This is a genomic window from Ensifer sp. ENS08, from assembly GCF_014852195.1.
Taxonomy (GTDB): Bacteria; Pseudomonadota; Alphaproteobacteria; order Rhizobiales; family Rhizobiaceae; genus Ensifer; species Ensifer adhaerens.
Genome location: NZ_JACVBF010000022.1, coordinates 1 through 17,474, shown reverse-complemented (window position 1 = coordinate 17,474; position 17,474 = coordinate 1). Strand labels below are relative to the sequence as shown.

Here is a 17,474-nt window from a genome sequence, read left to right as displayed (position 1 = left end):
GGACCTGCGCATGACCGAGACAACGCTTCAAACCATTGCCTGTGCGCGTCTCAACGCCTTGGCGCCCGATTTTCAGGCGCGCTCAACGAACGGGCCGATTACGCTATCGTCCTATCGCGGTCGCTGGGTGATTTTTTTTGCCCATCCTGCAAACTTCACGCCGGTCTGCACCAGCGAGTTCATAGCGCTTGCGCGGGCATCGCCGGATTTCGAGAAGCTTGACTGTGCGCTATTGGGGCTGTCCGTAGACAGTCTCTACTCCCACATTGCCTGGATCCGGGATATCCGTGAACGTCTTGGAGTAAATGTCGCGTTTCCGCTGGTCGAAGACCCTTCTATGGCAATCGCCAGGGCCTATGGAATGATCGATGACACTTCCAAGAGCAGCGCAACGGTCAGGGCAACATACGTGATTGATCCGGAGGGTATCATTCGCGCGATTGTCTGGTATCCGATGAATGTGGGTCGTTCAGTGGACGAGCTGTTACGTCTTGTTGCCGCACTGCAGAGTGCCGAACGAGAGAATGCCGTGGCGCCGGAAGGGTGGCATCCGGGTAAGCCTCTCCTTGAGCACGCTCTCACGGGCGAAGGAGACGAGATTGCGCTGCACCCGGGCGAAAGTTGGTATTTTCGGGAGCGGCGCCCATGAGCGTCGAGACGGGGATCCCCCTGGAAACACTTGCCGCGAAAGCGCCGGAAGCTGCCGAGTTCATGCGGCACTTCAGTAACGCGAACCGGCTGATGTTGCTGTGTTACATCGCTCAGCGGGAAGCGGCCGTCAGTGACATTCAGGAGGAGTTGGGTATCAAGCAGCCCGCCCTTTCGCAACAACTCGCCGAATTGCGACAGGCAGGTCTCGTCAAGACACGACGGGAGTCGCGTCAGATCTTCTATTCGATCGCCGATGGCCGCGCGGAGGCTGTGATGAAGATGCTCTTCAGGCTGTTTTGCGATCCCGAGGCTCAGTTCAAAGATGAATTTCTGGGCGCAAAGGAAACCGGTCCACTTACAGACCCAATCCAAACGTCGCTCGCCGACGCTGCTCATTTCGCCCGTATTGTTCCAACGGCATAGTCTTTTCCAAGATTAGTCGGACGCTGCGGGTCGGCTCTTCGTGTCGGCCCTCCGGTTGCCCTGGGTCTCCCGTCGTAGCTTCGCCACCGAGCGGATCGAATCCTGTTAATCTTTGGGGTATCTTCCTTTGATGAAGTCAAGACGTCGGCAAAATGGGACGAAATCAGGTGCATCAGGGTCGGGTGCGATATCCCAGCCGCCGCGTCCTTTGGATGGCACCCAAACGTTGCATCGGCAGAACGAAAAATCGGCTGCCACTGACGTTGAATTGTGCAAGCGGATTGACGCCATAGTCAGGAGCGACAGCTATCGTTTGGCGATGGAAGACCCAGCGTTCCTGGATCGTGAGGACGTCCGTGGACCGAGGCTCGAAGTTGACTATCTCAAACCGGAACTGCTTTTGAGGCAGCACGGGATCGAGGGGACAGTTGTCGTTTTCGGGAGCACGCGAATTTGTGATCCAGATGCGGCGCGGCGCAATCTCGATGCTTTGCGTGATGCGGTAAACGGGCACACCGACCTCAGTTCCATTCTGCGGCTTCGGGCCGCCGAGCGGATCGTCGAGAACGCGCGATTCTACGAAATTGCCCGGGATTTTGGCCGCGAAGTCGGTCGGTCCAATCGCGCACATCGTCAGCAGTCCCTCGTTATTATGACTGGCTCGGGGCCTGGAATTATGGAAGCCGCCAATCGTGGCGCGTTTGATGTGGGAGCGCCGTCAGTCGGTCTCAACATCAGCTTGCCACACGAGCAGGATCCCAACCCTTACGTAACTCCTGAACTCTGCTTTCGGGTGCACTATTTTGGAATCCGCAAGTTGCACTTCCTCTTGCGAGCCAAAGCCCTCGTCGTCTTCCCGGGCGGTTTCGGCACGCTTGATGAGCTGTTTGAAACGCTCACGCTGGTTCAGACCCGCAAGATCGAGCCGCTTCCAATCGTTCTTGTCGGCGAGGAATTCTGGCGCCGAGCAATCGATTTCGATTTCCTGATCAATGAAGGTTTAGTGGACCCCGAGGATAGCAAACTCTTCTGGTTCGCCGAAACGGGCAGGCAAATTTGGGAGGGCATTCTGAACTGGCACCGTGAAGCCGGAGCGCCCCTCTTTCCGCCGTCCCCACCCAAAGATCGCCACATATGAAGGTCTGACGTCGTCACTGCGATCGTCGAACGCTGTAACCAACGTTTCGATCCCGTAGCGATCTTCTAGCGGCCCATTGATTGGGTCGATAAATCCGTTGCTGGTCGCGCCCTACGCAGGGCTGAAATGAGGACTTTGTGGTCGTTTCAACAGCACCGGTCGTGCCTCACGACCTGCCGTGAGAAGTAGAGGACAGTATCTCGTGAAGAGAACTGTTTCCTCCGCCTGCTCCGTCTCTATACAGGCCAGGTCAGACCGCTGAAATGATCGTATTCTCCACATTCAAGCCTTCCGCGAACTCTCTCCTCTTGCGTGTGTCACGGATGTTTGCCGCCTTGACGGCCCGCAGATCAGGCGGCTGTTTACCATTCAAGCCAGGCCAAGAACTCTAGCCTCGACGCCCGTGTGAACATCGTGAAGCTGTTTCCCACGGACATTATGTGCCCCGCCCAAGGCCGGACCAGGCTCAATTGATTTGGCGCAAGGAACGGGTTCGAATTTAGCGGTAATCTGGTCGTGTCTTAATTTTCGCGGGCGAGCCAGAGAATGGAGGCATATCAAGGTCTTTGGTCGCTATTCTGCGCTTGAAACGGAGAACGCACATGAACACGACGATGTCCGCATATGTGGCGATTTTCGGCGCGTTTCTATCCTGTGGTCCAACGCCGTCCTTTGCCCAAGATTCCCCGGCCCTGAAACAAGATGAGCATCCTGGTTACTCCGAGATGATGCCGGGGGCGATGATGGAGGGAAGACAACACGGCATGATGGTGGGGCGGATGCGGCAAGGCATGATGCAAGGCCACACGTTGAAAATCATGTTTGCCGTTGCCGATAACGACGGTGATGGTGCCCTTTCGTTCGAGGAAGTCACCGCAATTCACAAGAGGATCTTCGACAAGGTCGATGCAAACAAGGACGGAAAAGTAACGCCCGAGGAAGTTCAGGGCTTCATGCGCGATTAGCAGCAGCGCCATTCTTCGAGACCTGTGCGCTTTCCGGCGAAATCGCCTCTTGCTACGACGATGCCTTCCTGCTCGTGTCGGCCGGTCCAGCATCCGCATTGCCCCGCAATGGAGGAAGGATCTCCCAACCGCGACCTCGAGCTCTGGCCGGCGAGGGCCCTTCGGCGTTGCTTGGCAAGCTCGACGCGAACCTGTTCGGTCCTTCTGTTGAACTCGTAGGGATGCTTGTCGAAATGGGCCCGCGACACCGGCAGCTCCATCCTCAGCTAGGTGTAGCCCGCCGGTTTCGTCATCTGTGGCGGCGCGCGCCGGTGAAATGTGAATTTTCCAAGAATGTCTATGAGCCTTCCCGTAAGGAAAAGGGAGCGTAAGCACTTGCTTATCCGGACCGAAATCAGCAGATTGCCAATCGACGTAAATCATACTGATCGGACCTTCTGGTTTCGCCTCGGCGCTTGGCCCTGGTGATCCATGAAAGGAAGTCATGATGATTAAACCGATCGCACTCGCTCTTACGATTTCGACATTGCCCTACACTGTGTTCGCGACGCCGGCCGTGGGCGATCGCGTGGGGACCAATCCCACCGACGCCACGGCCGCGCTGGAGAAATCCGGATGCAAGGTCTCGGACTTCGAGCCCGAAGGCGGCCAGATCGAAGCGAAATGCTCGGATGCAGGCGGGAAAGCTTGGGAAGTCTATATCGACCCCAAGTCCGGAAAAGTCAGTCAGATAAAGGACGGTGACTGACCATGGGCGCCTCCGACGAGAAGGCAACTGAGGGGGCGGTCCAGCCCCCCAATCCTTGGGATCCACTCGTGCGCATCAGCCATTGGGCGATTGCGGCTGCTGTACTCGCAAACGGGTTCATCACCAAACCCGGCGGCATAGCGCATGTTTGGGTTGGATGGGCGGTGATCGGCGTGTTCGCGAGCCGGTTGATTTGGGCTGTCGTGGGGCCACAGGAGGCGCGCTTTAGTGCCTTTCCCCCATCGCCATCTGCGGCGTTGCACCATATCGGTAATCTATTGCGGGGCAGGGCGCGTGAATATCCTTCGCACAATCCCGCGGCTGCGATCATGGTCTACACTCTATGGGCTTGCCTCATGCTGGTCACGGCGACAGGCCTCCTCATGACCGATGGCAAGAGCCCGACTGCCATTGCCGAAGAACGCGCTGCGATCGCCGCGGGCAACTGGTCGGTTCTTGTCAAGTCAGGTTCCGAAGGCGATGATAACAAGGGCGAGTTCTCCATGCGCGTCGCCGGGGAGGTTCATGAGTTGGCCGCAAATCTCTTGCTGGTCCTTGCTGCTGTTCATGTCGGAGGTGTGCTCATCGAAAGTCGAGTGCTTGGCCGAAATCTCGTCCGGCCGATGATCGTCGGCAAGCGCCGGCGGAGCTAGCAGAAATGCTGAGATCCTCAAAGGGGCGGCGCCAATCCGCCGCCCTCGCAGTTCTTGTGCTGATCCAGACGATCGCTGCGGCCTTCTTCGTCGGCGATGCCTTTACGGACCTGCTCGAATTTCCCGGGACCGCCCATGCCCTGGTCGAGGCAATGGTAGCCGTGGCACTCGTCCTTGGCATCCTGATCGGAGGGTGGCAGCTTCGCTTAACGCTGGATTCTCTGCGCGAGCAGGAGCGCTCGCTGGAAACAGCGCGCGGCGAGCTTGCGCGAATTGTCGACGTGCAGTTTGCGGCTTGGGGACTAACCTCCGCCGAAAGCGATGTTGCGCGGCTTGCCCTGAAAGGGCTCGACGCGCCCGCGATCGCTCGCATACGAAACGCCGCGCCCGGTACGGTTCGCGCTCAACTCACACGCGTCTATGCCAAAGCGGGTGTATCGGGCCGAGAGCAGTTCATGGCATGGTTCTTTGAAGACCTGATGCACGAAAAGGCTGCTTCCACCGGGGAGAGAGGTGTGTTGATTGACCAGAAAAGTGATCTCAAGAAGCCTGCCCCAACTCTCCAGTGCCAACCTGTTCACAAGGCTATTCCCACACGCTCTCGTAAAGTCGCTCCGGATCTTTGATCTTTTAGGCTTCAAAGGTAGCGAGGCTCGGAGGAGGGGTTGTCAGATCTTCGTTGCCTGCCTGCGAAACACATCACCTTGAAGATATCGCAACGGCGCGAGCCGAGAGGCCACAATCGCGGCCTCTCGCAGGAAGGTCAGTTCACGGTGAGATCCGACCTCCACCGGACCTTGCCTTGATCATCCAGGGGAGCACCGCTGGAGCCTTCACCAGTATGCCATTCTTTTTCGCGAAGGCGTGAAGCGCGTCTCGCGCAACCGCGACTGGCTTGTGACCGTCATGTGCCAGATAGCACGTCTTCAGGGTTGCGTCGTGGATGATGTCGCGATCTCCTTTAGACCACTCCTCAAGGAAATCGATAGCATCGTCCAGGTTCGTGATTTCGAGGACCAGATCCTTCCTTTCACGCAGGTAAACTGGCCGGTCAAACATCTTCGGGTGCATTTGTACCTCACTGAATAGCTGCGGCACCAACACCAGCCTGGGAGCGAGATAGCCTGCCAGCCGGCGGGGCCGTTAGGTGGAGTCCGTCAGGCCCGTCCTTGGGAGAACGGGCCTGAACAATCGCGTTCAGCTAGGTGGCGATATTGCTGCCAATGCCCGTGTCATCGAGGGGGACGTTCTCGATGCCGCCAAGCTGAAGGAAGCCATTTCCGGTCAGGACGTGGTTTATGCCAACCTGGCCGGTAATGTCGACGCACAGGCACTAGCCATCATCGCCGCCATGCATGACACTGGCGTCCGCAAGCTGATCTTCTGCACCACGCTCGGCATCTACGACGAAGTGCCGGGCAGGTTCGGTGAATGGAACAACCGGGAGATCGGTGCGTATTTCCCGCCCTACCGCAAGGCGGCGGATCTCATCGAAGCATCGCACTTGGATTATGCCGTGCTGCGTCCAGCCTGGCTGACCGACGCGGATGAAGTCGATTACGAAACGACCGAGCGTAACGAGCCCTTTAAGGGCACCGAAGTCGCGCGCAAGAGCGTCGCAGCCCTTGTCGTGAAGCTGGCCGAAGCGCCGGGTGCGCTCGGCAATCGCAACATCGGCATCAACAAACCCAACACCGATGGCGACAAGCCCGCGTTCATGTGAATGGGCTGGCCACCGGCCCGTAACAACGACCCGATCCTGAAACCAAGGAGATCGCATCATGGAAACCGTGAAAATTCGCAATTACGAATTGTATTGGGATATCACCGCCGACATCCACTTCCCGCCGAACTTCGACAAGTCGAAGAAATATCCGGCGATCATCAGCGCGCGTCCGATCGGAAGCTGCAAACACCAGACCTCGGGCAACGTCTATGGGGTTGCTCTGGCGAACGAAGGTTTTCTCGTCATTGCCTTCGATGCGAGTTTTCAAGGCGCCAGCGGTGGCGAGCCGCGTTTCATTGAAGACCCGACGCTGCGCGTCGAAGACTTCCGCCATGTCGCCGACTATCTGGTCACGCTTCCCTACGTCGCAGCCCCGGCTCGCGACGCTGCGCAAATGTATCGACTGCGGCGCGAAGCCTCCTCTTCAAAGAGACCGCAACACGTCGCCAAATGCATCCAACAGCATGTCCGCATTCTCGCGAGAAAAGACGAGAGGTGGCCGGATTTTCAGAACATTGGCATTCGGACCGGAGGCGCTGATGAGGATGCGGCGATCTCGCAGACCATTTACGATCCGAGTCGTTAGCGCGGCATCAGGGCTCTTGGCGGCAGGGTCGGCAACGATCTCGACGCCGATGAAGAGACCGGAACCGCGCACGTCCCCGAGAGCGTGGTATCGATCCGAAAGGCTCTTGAGGCCACCCATCAGGTAGGAGCCGACCTCCAGCGCATTTTGCTGCAGCCCCTCAATGCGGATCGTGTCGAGCACTGCCTTGCCGGCCGCGGCGGCGACCGGATTGCCGCCGAACGTGTTGAAATAGCGCGCCTTCGGGCCGAACTCAGCGATAACCTCGGGGCGCAGCACTATGCCCGCCATCGGATAGCCGTTACCCATTGGCTTGCCGATCGTCACCATGTCGGGTGCAACGACGTGGCGTTCGAAACCCCACATCGTTTCGCCCGTTCGACCGAAGCCGGGCTGCACCTCGTCGGCGATGAAGAGGCCGCCAGCCTCGTGGATCGCGTCCACCGCAGGCTTGAGAAAACCTCTCGGCCCTTCGAAGATGCCGTCGCTGGAAAAGATCGTATCGGTGATCAGCATGGCCGGCTTGATGCCGTGACGTTTGAGATCGGCGATTGCGGCGCGCACGTCGTGGCCGAATTTTACCGCAATCTGTTCGGGCGAGTGACGGTAGCTGTCCGGCGCGGGCACCGTGCGCACATGCGGGCCGAGCGTCACGGATTCGCCGAGCGAGGGCGAGAATTCGGCAACCGCGCTCGTCAGGCCGTGATAGGCGAGGTCCGTCGCGATGATGCCGGTGCCCCCAGTGACGAAGCGGGCGATGCGAACGGCGAGATCGTTCGCTTCACTGCCGGTGCAGGTGAACATGGCCTGGCTGAGCGCCTCGGGGAAGGTGGCCGTCAGTGCCTCGGCATAGGCGACGATCCCTTCGTGCAGGTAGCGTGTGTGAGTGTTGAGCACGGCCGTCTGCTTCGTGGTTGCCTCCACCACGCGCGGATGGCAATGGCCGAGCGAGGCGACGTTGTTGTAAGCGTCGAGATACCGCTCGCCGGCCGCGTCGTACAGAAAAACGCCTTCGCCGCGGACAAGATGCAGCGGTTTTTCGTAAAACAGGCGGTAGGCGGGACCGAGCACTTTTTCTCGGCGCGCGATAAGCGCCCTCTCGCTCTCGTCTAGCCGGTCGAAATCTGCACGCGAAAAAGCATTCACCATCGACATGATCAAGCCTCGGAAAGGTTGGGCGCGAGCCGTTTCAGCCCGGCCGGAGTGAGATCGACTATGTTCTGCAGGCCGCGGCATGCGGTCGCGTGGTTGCGCATGATGTAGGCCCGGTTCTCAGGAAAACGTGCGGAACGCCACTCCGCGATGATGATGGACATGGCGAGGCGGGAACGGGCGAGAAGCGGTAGCAGCTCGATTTCGGCCGGCTCCAGCGCGCGCGCCGACAGGAATCCTTCGAGGAAGGCGCCGGTGCGGGCGGCCCAGTTGTCGGTCGCAAGGTGATAAGAGAGGGCGACGGCAAGGTCATTGATCAAGGGCGCATGCACCATGTCGCCGAAGTCGATGATACCAACAACTTTGGTCGGCTCTGCCGGATCAAGCAGGATGTTGTGCGGATTGAAATCGTTATGGATGATCTGCCGGCGCTTGATCGCGGCGATCGCCGGCATCGAGCGTTCGAACTCGGCGAGTATGGCCTCCACCTGCGCTCGGCGCTCGATGCCGACATGGTCGAGCAGGGCGACAAGGTCGAGTGTATGAGAAATGTCCCACATCAACTTTCCGGCGGGCGGGCGCCCTTTGTAGTCTTCGAGACCCAGCCCAAGTTGTGCGAGCGCCCGGCCGACGTTGCGGCTCTGCGTCTCTGAGGCCGAGGTGCGGTACTGCAGTTCGCCGCCGAGGAAGGTCAACAGGCGCATGACGCGGGGGCCATCGGAGGTGGAAAGCGTATGGCTCGGCGCTCCGGTTTTCGTGAGCATGAGCCTTGGCACCGGTACATTGGGGGCCGCAGCCTCCAGATGCATTAGCGCACCATCCTGGAACTCAAGCGAGGCCGGGTCTTCGGCGGGATTGGCAATCTTGAGGATGAAGTCCTCTCCGTCCGAGCGGGTAAAAAGAAAAGTCTCGTCCCTTTCGCTTGAGAGCCGCCTGATCGAGCCGCTCGCGCCATAGACCTTCCTCACCGCCGCCTCCGCATCGGAAAGCGATGTCGCGCTCCATGTTGCCGACATGGAATCGGCGTTCTTGGCGGTGGGCGATGGCTCCGTCATGCTTGCTCCGTTGGCGCGGTCGCCCGCATTTCCGTCAATCTCTGCCCGTCAGCTGACCACGACGACGACGACATTGTCGCGCCAGGCCGTTCGGTGAATGATGTCTGCGACACGCCATACTTGAAACACAGCGAAAAAGATGCATCAAGTATCTTGTTATTCCATTTTTCGGACGAATTCCATGCCTCAATTCACGTCACTGGATCATGAGAACCTCAACAGCGTCGTTTATGGTGCGTTGTGCGATGCGCTGATCCAGGGCCGGTTCCAACCCGGCGATCGGCTGAAGATCCGGGATCTGGCAGAGCAATTCGGCACAAGCGTTACGCCGATCCGCGACGCAATCCTTCGGCTTGCCAATGACGAGGCGATTATCTTCCGCTCGCCGCGTGACATCCGCATCCCGGGCTTGAGCGAAAACCGCTACCGCGAGATCCGCGCAATACGGGTGCGCCTGGAGGGACTGGCCGCAGAGACTGCGGCCCAGGTGGCGACGAGCGCGGATATCGAAGCGTTGGAGCGGATCTTGCGCGAAAACGAACAAGCAATCGAGGCCGGCGACCGACTGAAGGGTACGCAACTCAACCAAGCCTTCCACTTCCTGCTGCCGCAGATCGCCGGGCTGCCGGTGCTGAACAGCATCCTGCGGCGGCTCTGGCTGCGGATGGGACCACATATTTCCGATGCTTACATAGAGGGCGGACGGGCGATGATTGACCACCACTACCCGGTCGTCGAAGCCCTGAAGCGGCACGATCCCGCCGCCGCTTCGATGGCAATCGTCGACGACATCCTGCTCGGCGGCAAGCCGATCCTCGAGCGCATCGAACGGGGCAGCGAGCCGGAGGCGCGCCGGGCTTAACGTCGCTTGGCATAGGAGACTTGCAATTCATGGGCAGCCTATTACGATGCATCAAATATCAAAAGGAAGCGCTCCGATGACCGATGATTGCCGGTACATGTTGCTGACGGGGGCGAGCCGCGGGATCGGGCACGCAACGGTCAAGCTCTTTCAGTCGAAGGGCTGGCGCATTCTCACCGTTTCTCGCCAGTCCTTTTCCGAGGAATGTGCCTGGCCGTCCGCACGCGAGAGCCATATCCAGGCCGACCTTGCCGACCTCACGCAGATTGACCGCCTGGCTGCGACCGTTCGCGAGCGCCTACCGAACGGCCGACTGCATGCACTCGTGAACAATGCGGGCATTTCGCCGAAGGGACCGGGCAAGAGTCGCCTCGGTGTGCTGGATACCGATGCCGATGTCTGGACGCAGGTGCTCAACGTAAATCTTGTGTCGACCGCTTTGATCGCCCGCGCGCTCATGCCGGAACTGGAAGCGGCGAAGGGCTCGATCGTCAATGTTACGTCCATCGCAGGCTCTCGCGTCCACCCTTTTGCAGGCGTTGCCTATGCGGCGTCCAAAGCGGCGCTGGCCTCACTGACCCGCGAAATGGCGCACGAATTCGGCCAACGCGGCGTCAGGGCGAACGCCATCGCGCCGGGCGAGATCGAAACGTCTATCCTGTCGCCCGGAACCGATGAACTGGTGGCGGCGGAAGTGCCGATGCGAAGACTGGGCGAACCACGCGAAGTCGCGGAGACCATCTACTTCCTTTGCACCGAGCCATCGTCCTACATCAACGGCGCGGAAATCCACATCAACGGAGGGCAGCACGTCTGACAACGGTCAAATCGGGAAAAACCCGTTGGCCTGCAATGACTAGAATGCATCCATCGGTTGAAACGTCCAAGGGAGAATGGGCGCAAAGACCGGTGAGGCCGCAGCCACCGCCGCAAACAGGACGGGGACAACGGTCTGCATGGGATCGTCATCGGAGCCGCAGCGGCTCTTTCACCAACGAAGAAAAGGGGAATGCCATGAAGACAATCTTTCAATCGGGTGTCCTGGCGGCGGCTGCCGTCGTTCTGTCGGCGGGCCTTGCTGTGCCGGTTTTCGCGCGAGATCTAACAGTCGTTTCATGGGGTGGAAACTATCAGGATGCCCAGCGCAACATCTACTTCAAACCGTTCTCCGAAAAGTCCGGCAAGCCAGTGCTCGACGAAGCCTGGGACGGCGGGATCGGCGTCATCCAGTCGAAGGTCAAGGCCGGCGCACCGAACTGGGATGCGGTGCAGGTGGAAGCCGAAGAACTGGCGCTCGGTTGTGCCGACGGTCTTTATGAAAAGATCGACTGGGACAAGATGGGCGGTAAGGACAAATTCCTCGATTCTGCGGTCAATGACTGTGGTGTCGGCGCCATCGTCTGGTCGACGGCCATCGCCTATGACGGCGACAAGCTGAAGGAAGGCCCGACTTCCTGGGCGGACTTCTGGAACGTCGAAAAGTTCCCCGGCAAGCGCTCGCTGCGCAAGGGCCCAAAATACACGCTGGAATTCGCGCTACTCGCCGATGGTGTCTCCAAGGATGAGATCTATGACGTTCTCGGTACAGAGGAGGGGGTCGCCCGCGCCTTCAAGAAACTCGACGAATTGAAGCCTAACATCGTCTGGTGGGAATCGGGCGCACAGCCGTTGCAGTTTCTCGCATCGGGCGAAGTCGCCATGACTTCGGCATACAACGGCCGCATCACCGGCATCAATCGGTCGGAAGGCAAGAACTTCAAGGTCGTCTTTCCCGGCAGCATTTATGCCGTCGATAGCTGGGTCGTGTTGAAGGATGCGGAGAACAAGGAGGCTGCGCAGGACTTCATCGCTTTTGCGAGCCTGCCGGAAAACCAGGCGAAACTGCCGGAATTCGTGGCATACGGTCTGCCGAACAAGGAGGCCGCGTCCAAAGTACCGGCGGAATTCTCCAAGGACCTGCCAACCGATCCTGCCAACATGACAGATGCCATCTCGCTCAATGTCGATTTCTGGATCGACAATGCCGAGACGCTGACGCAGCGCTTCAACGCCTGGCTCGCCCAGTAAGAACATCCGTGGTGAAGGGCGCTCCACCGGGAGCGCCCTTTCCTGGATGGCTGGGTGCGTTTCTTGAGGACGCATCCTTCGCCTTTAGCGATGGAGTCTGCCGTGGCCGAATACATTCGATTTGACCGCATTACGAAATTCTACGGCCCGCTTTGCGTGGTTGAACATCTCGATCTCGGCATCGGGAAGGGGGAGTTCGTCAGCCTGCTCGGCCCGTCCGGCTCGGGCAAAACAACGCTTCTTATGATGCTCGCTGGCTTCGAGCAGCCGACCGCGGGCGAGATCCTTCTCGACGGAACTGCCATCAATAAGGTGCCCACCTACAAGCGGGACATGGGTGTTGTCTTCCAGAGCTACGCGCTCTTCCCGCACATGTCAGTCGGCGAAAACATCGCTTTTCCGCTCCAGATGCGGGGCATTGGCAAGGCGGGGATCGATGAGCGCGTCAAACGTGCACTCGACATGGTGCAGCTTTCAACCCTTTCCGACCGACGGCCCTCGCAGCTCTCGGGTGGCCAGCAGCAGCGCGTGGCGCTTGCCCGGGCGCTTGTCTTCGAACCGCGTGTCGTGCTGATGGACGAGCCACTCGGCGCGCTTGACAAGCAGTTGCGCGAGCAGATGCAACTCGACATCCGCGATCTGCACCGCCGCCTCGGCCTAACAATCGTTTTCGTTACGCATGACCAGTCCGAAGCGCTTACGATGTCGGATCGCGTCGCCGTCTTCAACAAGGGCAAGATCGAGCAGATCGGGACACCCCGCCAGGTCTACGACGAGCCGGCGACGCGCTTCGTCGCCGAATTCATCGGCGAGACCAATCTCGTCGAAGGTGTCGTGGAAACCGTGCAAGGCGCGGAAGCGACTGTGCGTCTTCGTTCCGGGGCACAAATTGTGTCGGCGGTTTCCGGCAGCGTCGCTTCCGGCCAATCCGTCTTTCTCTCCATCCGTCCGGAACGGGTAGATCTCAGCGAGACGCGCAGTGAGGGTCGAAACGTCTTGGAAACGGAAGTTACGGATTCCGTTTATCAGGGCGATCATTTGCGCGTGCAGTTGCAGAACGCCACTCACCCGCTGATCGCCAAACTCGGCAGAAGGTCGCGCGAGTTTCCGCCAGGCACCAAAGTCTTTGCGGCGTTTTCGGCCGGCGATTGTCGGGTCATTGCGCCATGAGTGGAGTCTCCTCTCGCACTGGACGATCGCTGCTTCTTCTGGCGCCGCTGCTCTTTTTCCTCATCGGCTTCTTCGTTTGGCCGCTCTTCAGCATGATGGCGCAGTCCGTGTCGGATCCGGCCGTGTTGCGGCTGCTGCCACGCAGCGCGGAAGTTCTGGCCGATTGGGACCGTAAGTCTCCACCCACCACACCCATGCAGATGGCGCTGATGGAGGACCTGAAGTCCGTCGACGACGAACAGGCGCTTGGTGACATGGTGCGGCGTCTCAACAGCGCCCGCTCCGGTTTTCGCACGCTGATGGGGAAGACGACGAGTGCATTGAAAGATACGGCGAACCCACCCGCCGACCTCGTTTCCATCGACAAACGCTGGGAGAAGCCGGAGTTCTGGCTGGCGATCGCAGATGCGCTCTCGCCCTATACCGACCGCAACCTGCTTGCCGCCGTCGATCTTGGTCGCAATGCGGTTGGTGATATCGAGCATCTGCCGCCAGACCAGTCCGTCAACGCCGTGATCCTCATGCGCACCTTCTGGATAGCCGCGCTCGTCACCTTCGCATGCGCCTGTATCGGCTTTCCGTACGCAATCATCGCCGCTTCGCTCGAGGGTTGGAAGCGTGATCTGATGCTTGGCGCCGTGTTGTTGCCGCTGTGGACGTCGCTTCTGGTGCGCACCGCGGCCTGGTTCATCCTGTTGCAGGAGCAGGGTCTCATCAATGATCTCCTGCGCGCCATCGGCCTCATAGATGCGCCGCTGACGCTGATCTTCAACCGCACCGGCGTCATCATCGCCATGACCCATGTGTTGTTGCCGTTCATGGTGCTGCCGATCTATTCCGTGCTCATCACCATCCCGAAGAACTTGATGCCGGCCGCCGCCTCGCTCGGCGCGCGCCCGCTGCGCGCTTTCCTGAGAGTGCTGCTGCCGCTAAGCCTCAGGGGTGTGGCGTCCGGCGCTCTGCTAGTGTTCATCTCTGCGATTGGCTATTACATAACGCCGGCGCTGATTGGCGGACCGGGCGACCAGATGATCTCCTCGATCATCGCCTTTTACGCCACGGGATCGGCGAATTGGGGCATGGCCGGTGCGCTCGGGCTCGTACTCCTGGTCGCAACTCTACTGCTCTACAGCGTCTACTCACGGCTCTCCAGCGACGAAGTTGGGGGGCGGTGACCATGCCGATAAAAATCGCCAAGGCCACCTTCGCCACGCTGACGATCCTCTTCCTCGTCGCGCCACTCATTGCCATCCTGCCGCTCGCCTTCACCTCTAGCGTGATCCTCACCTATCCGATCCCGTCGTGGTCCCTACGCTGGTTTGAGGAACTCTTCTTCGCGGACGCCTGGCGGCGGGCAATCGTCAACAGCCTGATCATCGGCACGGGCACGACCTTGCTCGCAACCGCGCTTGGTACGGCCGCGTCGCTCGGCCTGCGCAACCGCCTTCTTCTCTTTCGCGGTTCGATGCGCACACTTTTCCTGCTGCCCATGGTGGTGCCGGCCGTCGTGCTGGGGGTCGGCATGCAAGTGCTGCTGGCGGGTTTTGGCCTTACCAACGGTTACATGGGCGTGATCATCGCCCACACGGTCGTTGCGGTGCCCTTTGTGGTCGTGAGCGTCACCGGCGCGCTTGCCGGCATCGACCAGCGCGTCGAGCTTGCGGCCCAGAGCCTCGGTGCTTCGCCAACCACGGTGTTCCGCCGGGTCACCCTGCCGCTCGCCATGCCGGGCGTACTCTCTGGCGCGGTGCTCGCCTTTGCGACGTCGTTGGACGAAGTCGTCCTCACGCTCTTCGTCGCAGGCCCGAACCAGCGGACGTTGGCGCGGCAGATGTTTTCCAGCATCCGTGAAAATATCAGCCCTGCGATCGCTGCGGCGGCCTTCCTCTTCATCGCGGGGACGGTTTTGATCGGGCTCGTTGTGGTTGTGTCGCGGTCCTTGATTGCGAAGCGGCGCTAGGAGACGGGAAGCACAGCGCTCCCAGCATCTCACCGCAGACGGTGTCGAACTCTGCAGGATTGCGGTGCGGCGGCTTGCATTTCCCGGACGCAGTACGTGACCTCCGCAGAGGCATAGGTCTCAGCCAGCAGGAGTTTGCCGAGATCGTCGGCCTCACTCGTCGGCAGATCGCGGAAATAGAAGTTGGCGGTGCGAACCCAAGGTTGGAGACACTGGAGAAAGTCGGCCGGGGGGCTTGGTCGTTGGCTTCGTGGCGAAGCCAGAGCCGGACCCCTAGTCTGCTATCCTCGGAATACACGGTTTGAATTCCGTCCGATTAAAAGTGAAATCTCGTCTCGGGCCGAACGAGCTATCTTATTTCGAACATCGAGATTGCCAAGAAGGCCGGCGCACGTATAGTTTCCATCTCTCCGGGCGGCTCCGTCGTCGCCTCCCTCGCCGATGGAAGCATCAATCTCAACGCCTACCGCGCCTCGACCCATCCCCTCATCGTGCCGACCGGCCGCGCCCCGATGTATGTGATGCTCGACGTGCTTTTTGCCCTGCTCGCGCGCAAGTGCGAGGCAGACACGCTATGAACCGGATGCAAGGACAATCGACATGGAAACGACCTTTTCGCCAGTGCTGACCGTTTGCGGGATCGACGAACTACCGGGCCAGAGCGACAGGAAGGTGACCCACGTCCTGTCGATCGTCGATCCGGAGCTGCCGGAACTTGAGGCGTTTGGCGGTTACGGCGCCCATCACCGCACGACCTTGCGCTTCCACGACATCATTGCAGCCGTACCTAACCGGGTGATGCCGCGCCCCGACCATGTCGAGGCGATCCTTCGCTTCGGGAACGACTTCCTGGAGCGCGCAGATAAGCAGGCGTCGAGCCACGTTCTGGTGCATTGCCATATGGGCGTGTCGCGATCGACCGCCGCGATGCTGACCCTGATGGCGCAGGCAAACCCGGACGAGCCGGGCGAGAGCCTGTTTGCCCGTCTTGTCGCCATCCGTCCGCAGGCCTGGCCGAACTCGCAGATGATCGGCTTTGCCGATGAACAGCTCGGCCGCGGAAGCGACCTCACCACGGCGCTGCGCCGCCATTACGGACGACAGATCAAAAGCCGCCCCGAGTTCACCGAATGGATGACCTCCCTCGGCCGCGAGGCGGAGTTGAAGATGGCCATGCTCGGCTGACGTCGACCGCTGACTCGTAGACCTTTTGTTCGCGGCCGTTCGATGATCATGCGATCCCCGAGCTTGAAGGCGGCCCCGCCCTCTGCGGCCGCGACCTCAGTTGCGTCGCGCACCGTGGGCCTAGGCGTCTCGCTGACGCCGCCATATACCCAGGCATCGACTAGTCGCATGTTCTCGATCAGATCAGGCGAGCAATCGACGCTGACGAGAGGGCGCGTTTAGAAAGGGAAGGGGCTCTTTTCGGGAGCCACCATTGGGTCGGGGAGCACGGCTCCCACATCGTCAGCGCCGCCCACACTTTCGCCCGCGTGTATAACGTCATGGTGAAGCGGGCGGCTTGCGGTTGGGATGCTCGCATCGTTTGATGCAGTTTATCGTCTCTGACGCGGTGACCGCTTCTTTTGCGCGACTCCTTAGCGAAATCGACCTTCTTCGGAACGTCGGTCGCCGTGCCATCAGCCCTTCGAGGCGAGATCGAGCAACGTCGCTCGCAGAAGATGATCACCTTCTCCTGCCAGAACCTCGGCCTGTAGCGAGCCCATTTTTTCAGAGATGTTCGAGACCCATGCTGTCGGCAACATCCACATCGGCCGCCTGCTGGAGAGGCAGGCAAATGGGAGGCGGCTCATCACCAGGATCAGTACCCCGTATTTGAGCGGAGCTGCTTGCCGGGGGCGTGGGCCCGGTTGCTGAATAATCGCCGGCGCCTGCCGAACCTCCTTGGTCGATCGATTTCCGCCCGTTTAAGCGGGCGGAAAGTGGCTGCTGCTGTCTGTGGATAGAAATACCGTTTAATTTCAATTGGTTGTGAGATTTATGTCGGGCCCACGAAAATCCCTGTTGACGTGTCGGATGTGTGGGGTCTATAAGCCCGATCACTGACGAGGGCGGCGGCGCTGCTGGCGACGACGACCTTCGCTCTAGAGTTTCCTGATTGGCTTGGTGCTGATTGAGGGGTTCGGAACGAGCGTTCTGGGCTTTGTGGAAACGGTTTGACGGACGGTGAGTTCGTCGGTTTTTTGACAATTGAATATAGAGAAAGAGAAACGTGGGCGGCGGAGCTCGTGGGGAACCTTTAGGGGTTCTTTCGGAAAGAGACTTTGGCGGTCACGTTTTAACAAGAGACTACACCT

Annotated in this window: 20 protein-coding genes; 17 read left to right on the top strand and 3 right to left on the bottom strand. The window is 59.8% G+C overall.

What is annotated here, in order from left to right:
• Positions 1-10: 10 nt before the first annotated feature.
• The 7 genes from IB272_RS30930 to IB272_RS30900 all read left to right on the top strand — a co-directional run bounded on the left by IB272_RS30930 (position 11) and on the right by IB272_RS30900 (position 5,204).
• Positions 11-649 (top strand): peroxiredoxin, encoded by a 639-nt coding sequence (locus IB272_RS30930; protein ID WP_192445676.1) that lies wholly within the window; start codon positions 11-13, stop codon positions 647-649.
• Complete coding sequence (locus IB272_RS30925; protein ID WP_192445675.1) at positions 646-1,074, top strand: metalloregulator ArsR/SmtB family transcription factor; 429 nt, start codon at positions 646-648, stop codon at positions 1,072-1,074. The genes IB272_RS30930 and IB272_RS30925 overlap by 4 nt, the downstream gene beginning before the upstream one ends.
• A gap of 130 nt (positions 1,075-1,204) precedes the next feature.
• Complete coding sequence (locus tag IB272_RS30920; RefSeq protein ID WP_192445674.1) at positions 1,205-2,212, top strand: LOG family protein; 1,008 nt, start codon at positions 1,205-1,207, stop codon at positions 2,210-2,212.
• 602 nt (positions 2,213-2,814) lie between these two features.
• Entirely contained in the window at positions 2,815-3,177 is a 363-nt protein-coding gene (locus IB272_RS30915; protein ID WP_192445673.1) for an EF-hand domain-containing protein, read from the top strand.
• Positions 3,178-3,664: 487 nt separating this feature from the next.
• Positions 3,665-3,925 carry a PepSY domain-containing protein gene (locus IB272_RS30910; protein WP_192445672.1) on the top strand — a complete coding sequence of 87 codons (261 nt, stop codon included), beginning with the start codon at positions 3,665-3,667 and terminating at the stop codon, positions 3,923-3,925.
• A 2-nt stretch (positions 3,926-3,927) separates the two neighbouring features.
• Entirely contained in the window at positions 3,928-4,578 is a 651-nt protein-coding gene (locus IB272_RS30905) for a cytochrome b/b6 domain-containing protein (protein WP_192445671.1), read from the top strand.
• A gap of 5 nt (positions 4,579-4,583) precedes the next feature.
• On the top strand, positions 4,584-5,204 hold the full coding sequence (locus tag IB272_RS30900; protein ID WP_192445670.1) for a helix-turn-helix transcriptional regulator: 621 nt from the start codon (positions 4,584-4,586) through the stop codon (positions 5,202-5,204).
• A 142-nt stretch (positions 5,205-5,346) separates the two neighbouring features.
• On the opposite strand, the gene IB272_RS30895 is transcribed toward IB272_RS30900, so the two are convergent.
• Positions 5,347-5,649: a DUF982 domain-containing protein gene (locus IB272_RS30895; protein ID WP_192445669.1), complete on the bottom strand. Its 303-nt coding sequence runs from the start codon at positions 5,647-5,649 to the stop codon at positions 5,347-5,349.
• Between the two features lie 76 nt (positions 5,650-5,725).
• Between IB272_RS30895 and IB272_RS30890 the strand changes: the two genes are divergently transcribed.
• A complete protein-coding gene (locus IB272_RS30890; RefSeq protein WP_192445668.1) occupies positions 5,726-6,301 on the top strand; it encodes an NAD(P)H-binding protein in 576 nt (191 codons plus the stop codon).
• Between the two features lie 427 nt (positions 6,302-6,728).
• On the opposite strand, the gene IB272_RS30880 is transcribed toward IB272_RS30890, so the two are convergent.
• Entirely contained in the window at positions 6,729-8,045 is a 1,317-nt protein-coding gene (locus IB272_RS30880; RefSeq protein WP_192445667.1) for an aspartate aminotransferase family protein, read from the bottom strand.
• Between the two features lie 2 nt (positions 8,046-8,047).
• Positions 8,048-9,097 carry a phosphotransferase enzyme family protein gene (locus tag IB272_RS30875; RefSeq protein WP_060529248.1) on the bottom strand — a complete coding sequence of 350 codons (1,050 nt, stop codon included), beginning with the start codon at positions 9,095-9,097 and terminating at the stop codon, positions 8,048-8,050.
• A 181-nt stretch (positions 9,098-9,278) separates the two neighbouring features.
• Between IB272_RS30875 and IB272_RS30870 the strand changes: the two genes are divergently transcribed.
• From IB272_RS30870 to IB272_RS35445, 9 genes are all read left to right on the top strand, one after another.
• Positions 9,279-9,959 (top strand): GntR family transcriptional regulator, encoded by a 681-nt coding sequence (locus IB272_RS30870; protein WP_034800404.1) that lies wholly within the window; start codon positions 9,279-9,281, stop codon positions 9,957-9,959.
• Between the two features lie 76 nt (positions 9,960-10,035).
• A complete protein-coding gene (locus tag IB272_RS30865) occupies positions 10,036-10,776 on the top strand; it encodes an SDR family oxidoreductase (RefSeq protein WP_034800406.1) in 741 nt (246 codons plus the stop codon).
• A 197-nt stretch (positions 10,777-10,973) separates the two neighbouring features.
• A complete protein-coding gene (locus IB272_RS30860; protein ID WP_034800408.1) occupies positions 10,974-12,026 on the top strand; it encodes an ABC transporter substrate-binding protein in 1,053 nt (350 codons plus the stop codon).
• Positions 12,027-12,128: 102 nt separating this feature from the next.
• The gene (locus IB272_RS30855; RefSeq protein ID WP_177235764.1) at positions 12,129-13,196 is read left to right on the top strand and encodes an ABC transporter ATP-binding protein; all 1,068 of its coding nucleotides are present in this window, start codon (positions 12,129-12,131) and stop codon (positions 13,194-13,196) included.
• Positions 13,193-14,371 carry an ABC transporter permease gene (locus tag IB272_RS30850; RefSeq protein WP_192445666.1) on the top strand — a complete coding sequence of 393 codons (1,179 nt, stop codon included), beginning with the start codon at positions 13,193-13,195 and terminating at the stop codon, positions 14,369-14,371. Before IB272_RS30855 ends, IB272_RS30850 begins: the two co-directional genes overlap by 4 nt.
• 2 nt (positions 14,372-14,373) lie before the next feature.
• Entirely contained in the window at positions 14,374-15,156 is a 783-nt protein-coding gene (locus IB272_RS30845) for an ABC transporter permease (RefSeq protein ID WP_192445665.1), read from the top strand.
• 41 nt (positions 15,157-15,197) lie between these two features.
• Entirely contained in the window at positions 15,198-15,461 is a 264-nt protein-coding gene (locus IB272_RS30840; RefSeq protein ID WP_348646828.1) for a helix-turn-helix transcriptional regulator, read from the top strand.
• Between the two features lie 295 nt (positions 15,462-15,756).
• Positions 15,757-16,341, top strand: coding sequence for a dual specificity protein phosphatase family protein (locus IB272_RS30835; RefSeq protein ID WP_060606803.1), 585 nt, complete (start codon positions 15,757-15,759; stop codon positions 16,339-16,341).
• Between the two features lie 401 nt (positions 16,342-16,742).
• Positions 16,743-16,874: a hypothetical protein gene (locus tag IB272_RS35445; RefSeq protein WP_255381413.1), complete on the top strand. Its 132-nt coding sequence runs from the start codon at positions 16,743-16,745 to the stop codon at positions 16,872-16,874.
• Positions 16,875-17,474: the final 600 nt, after the last annotated feature.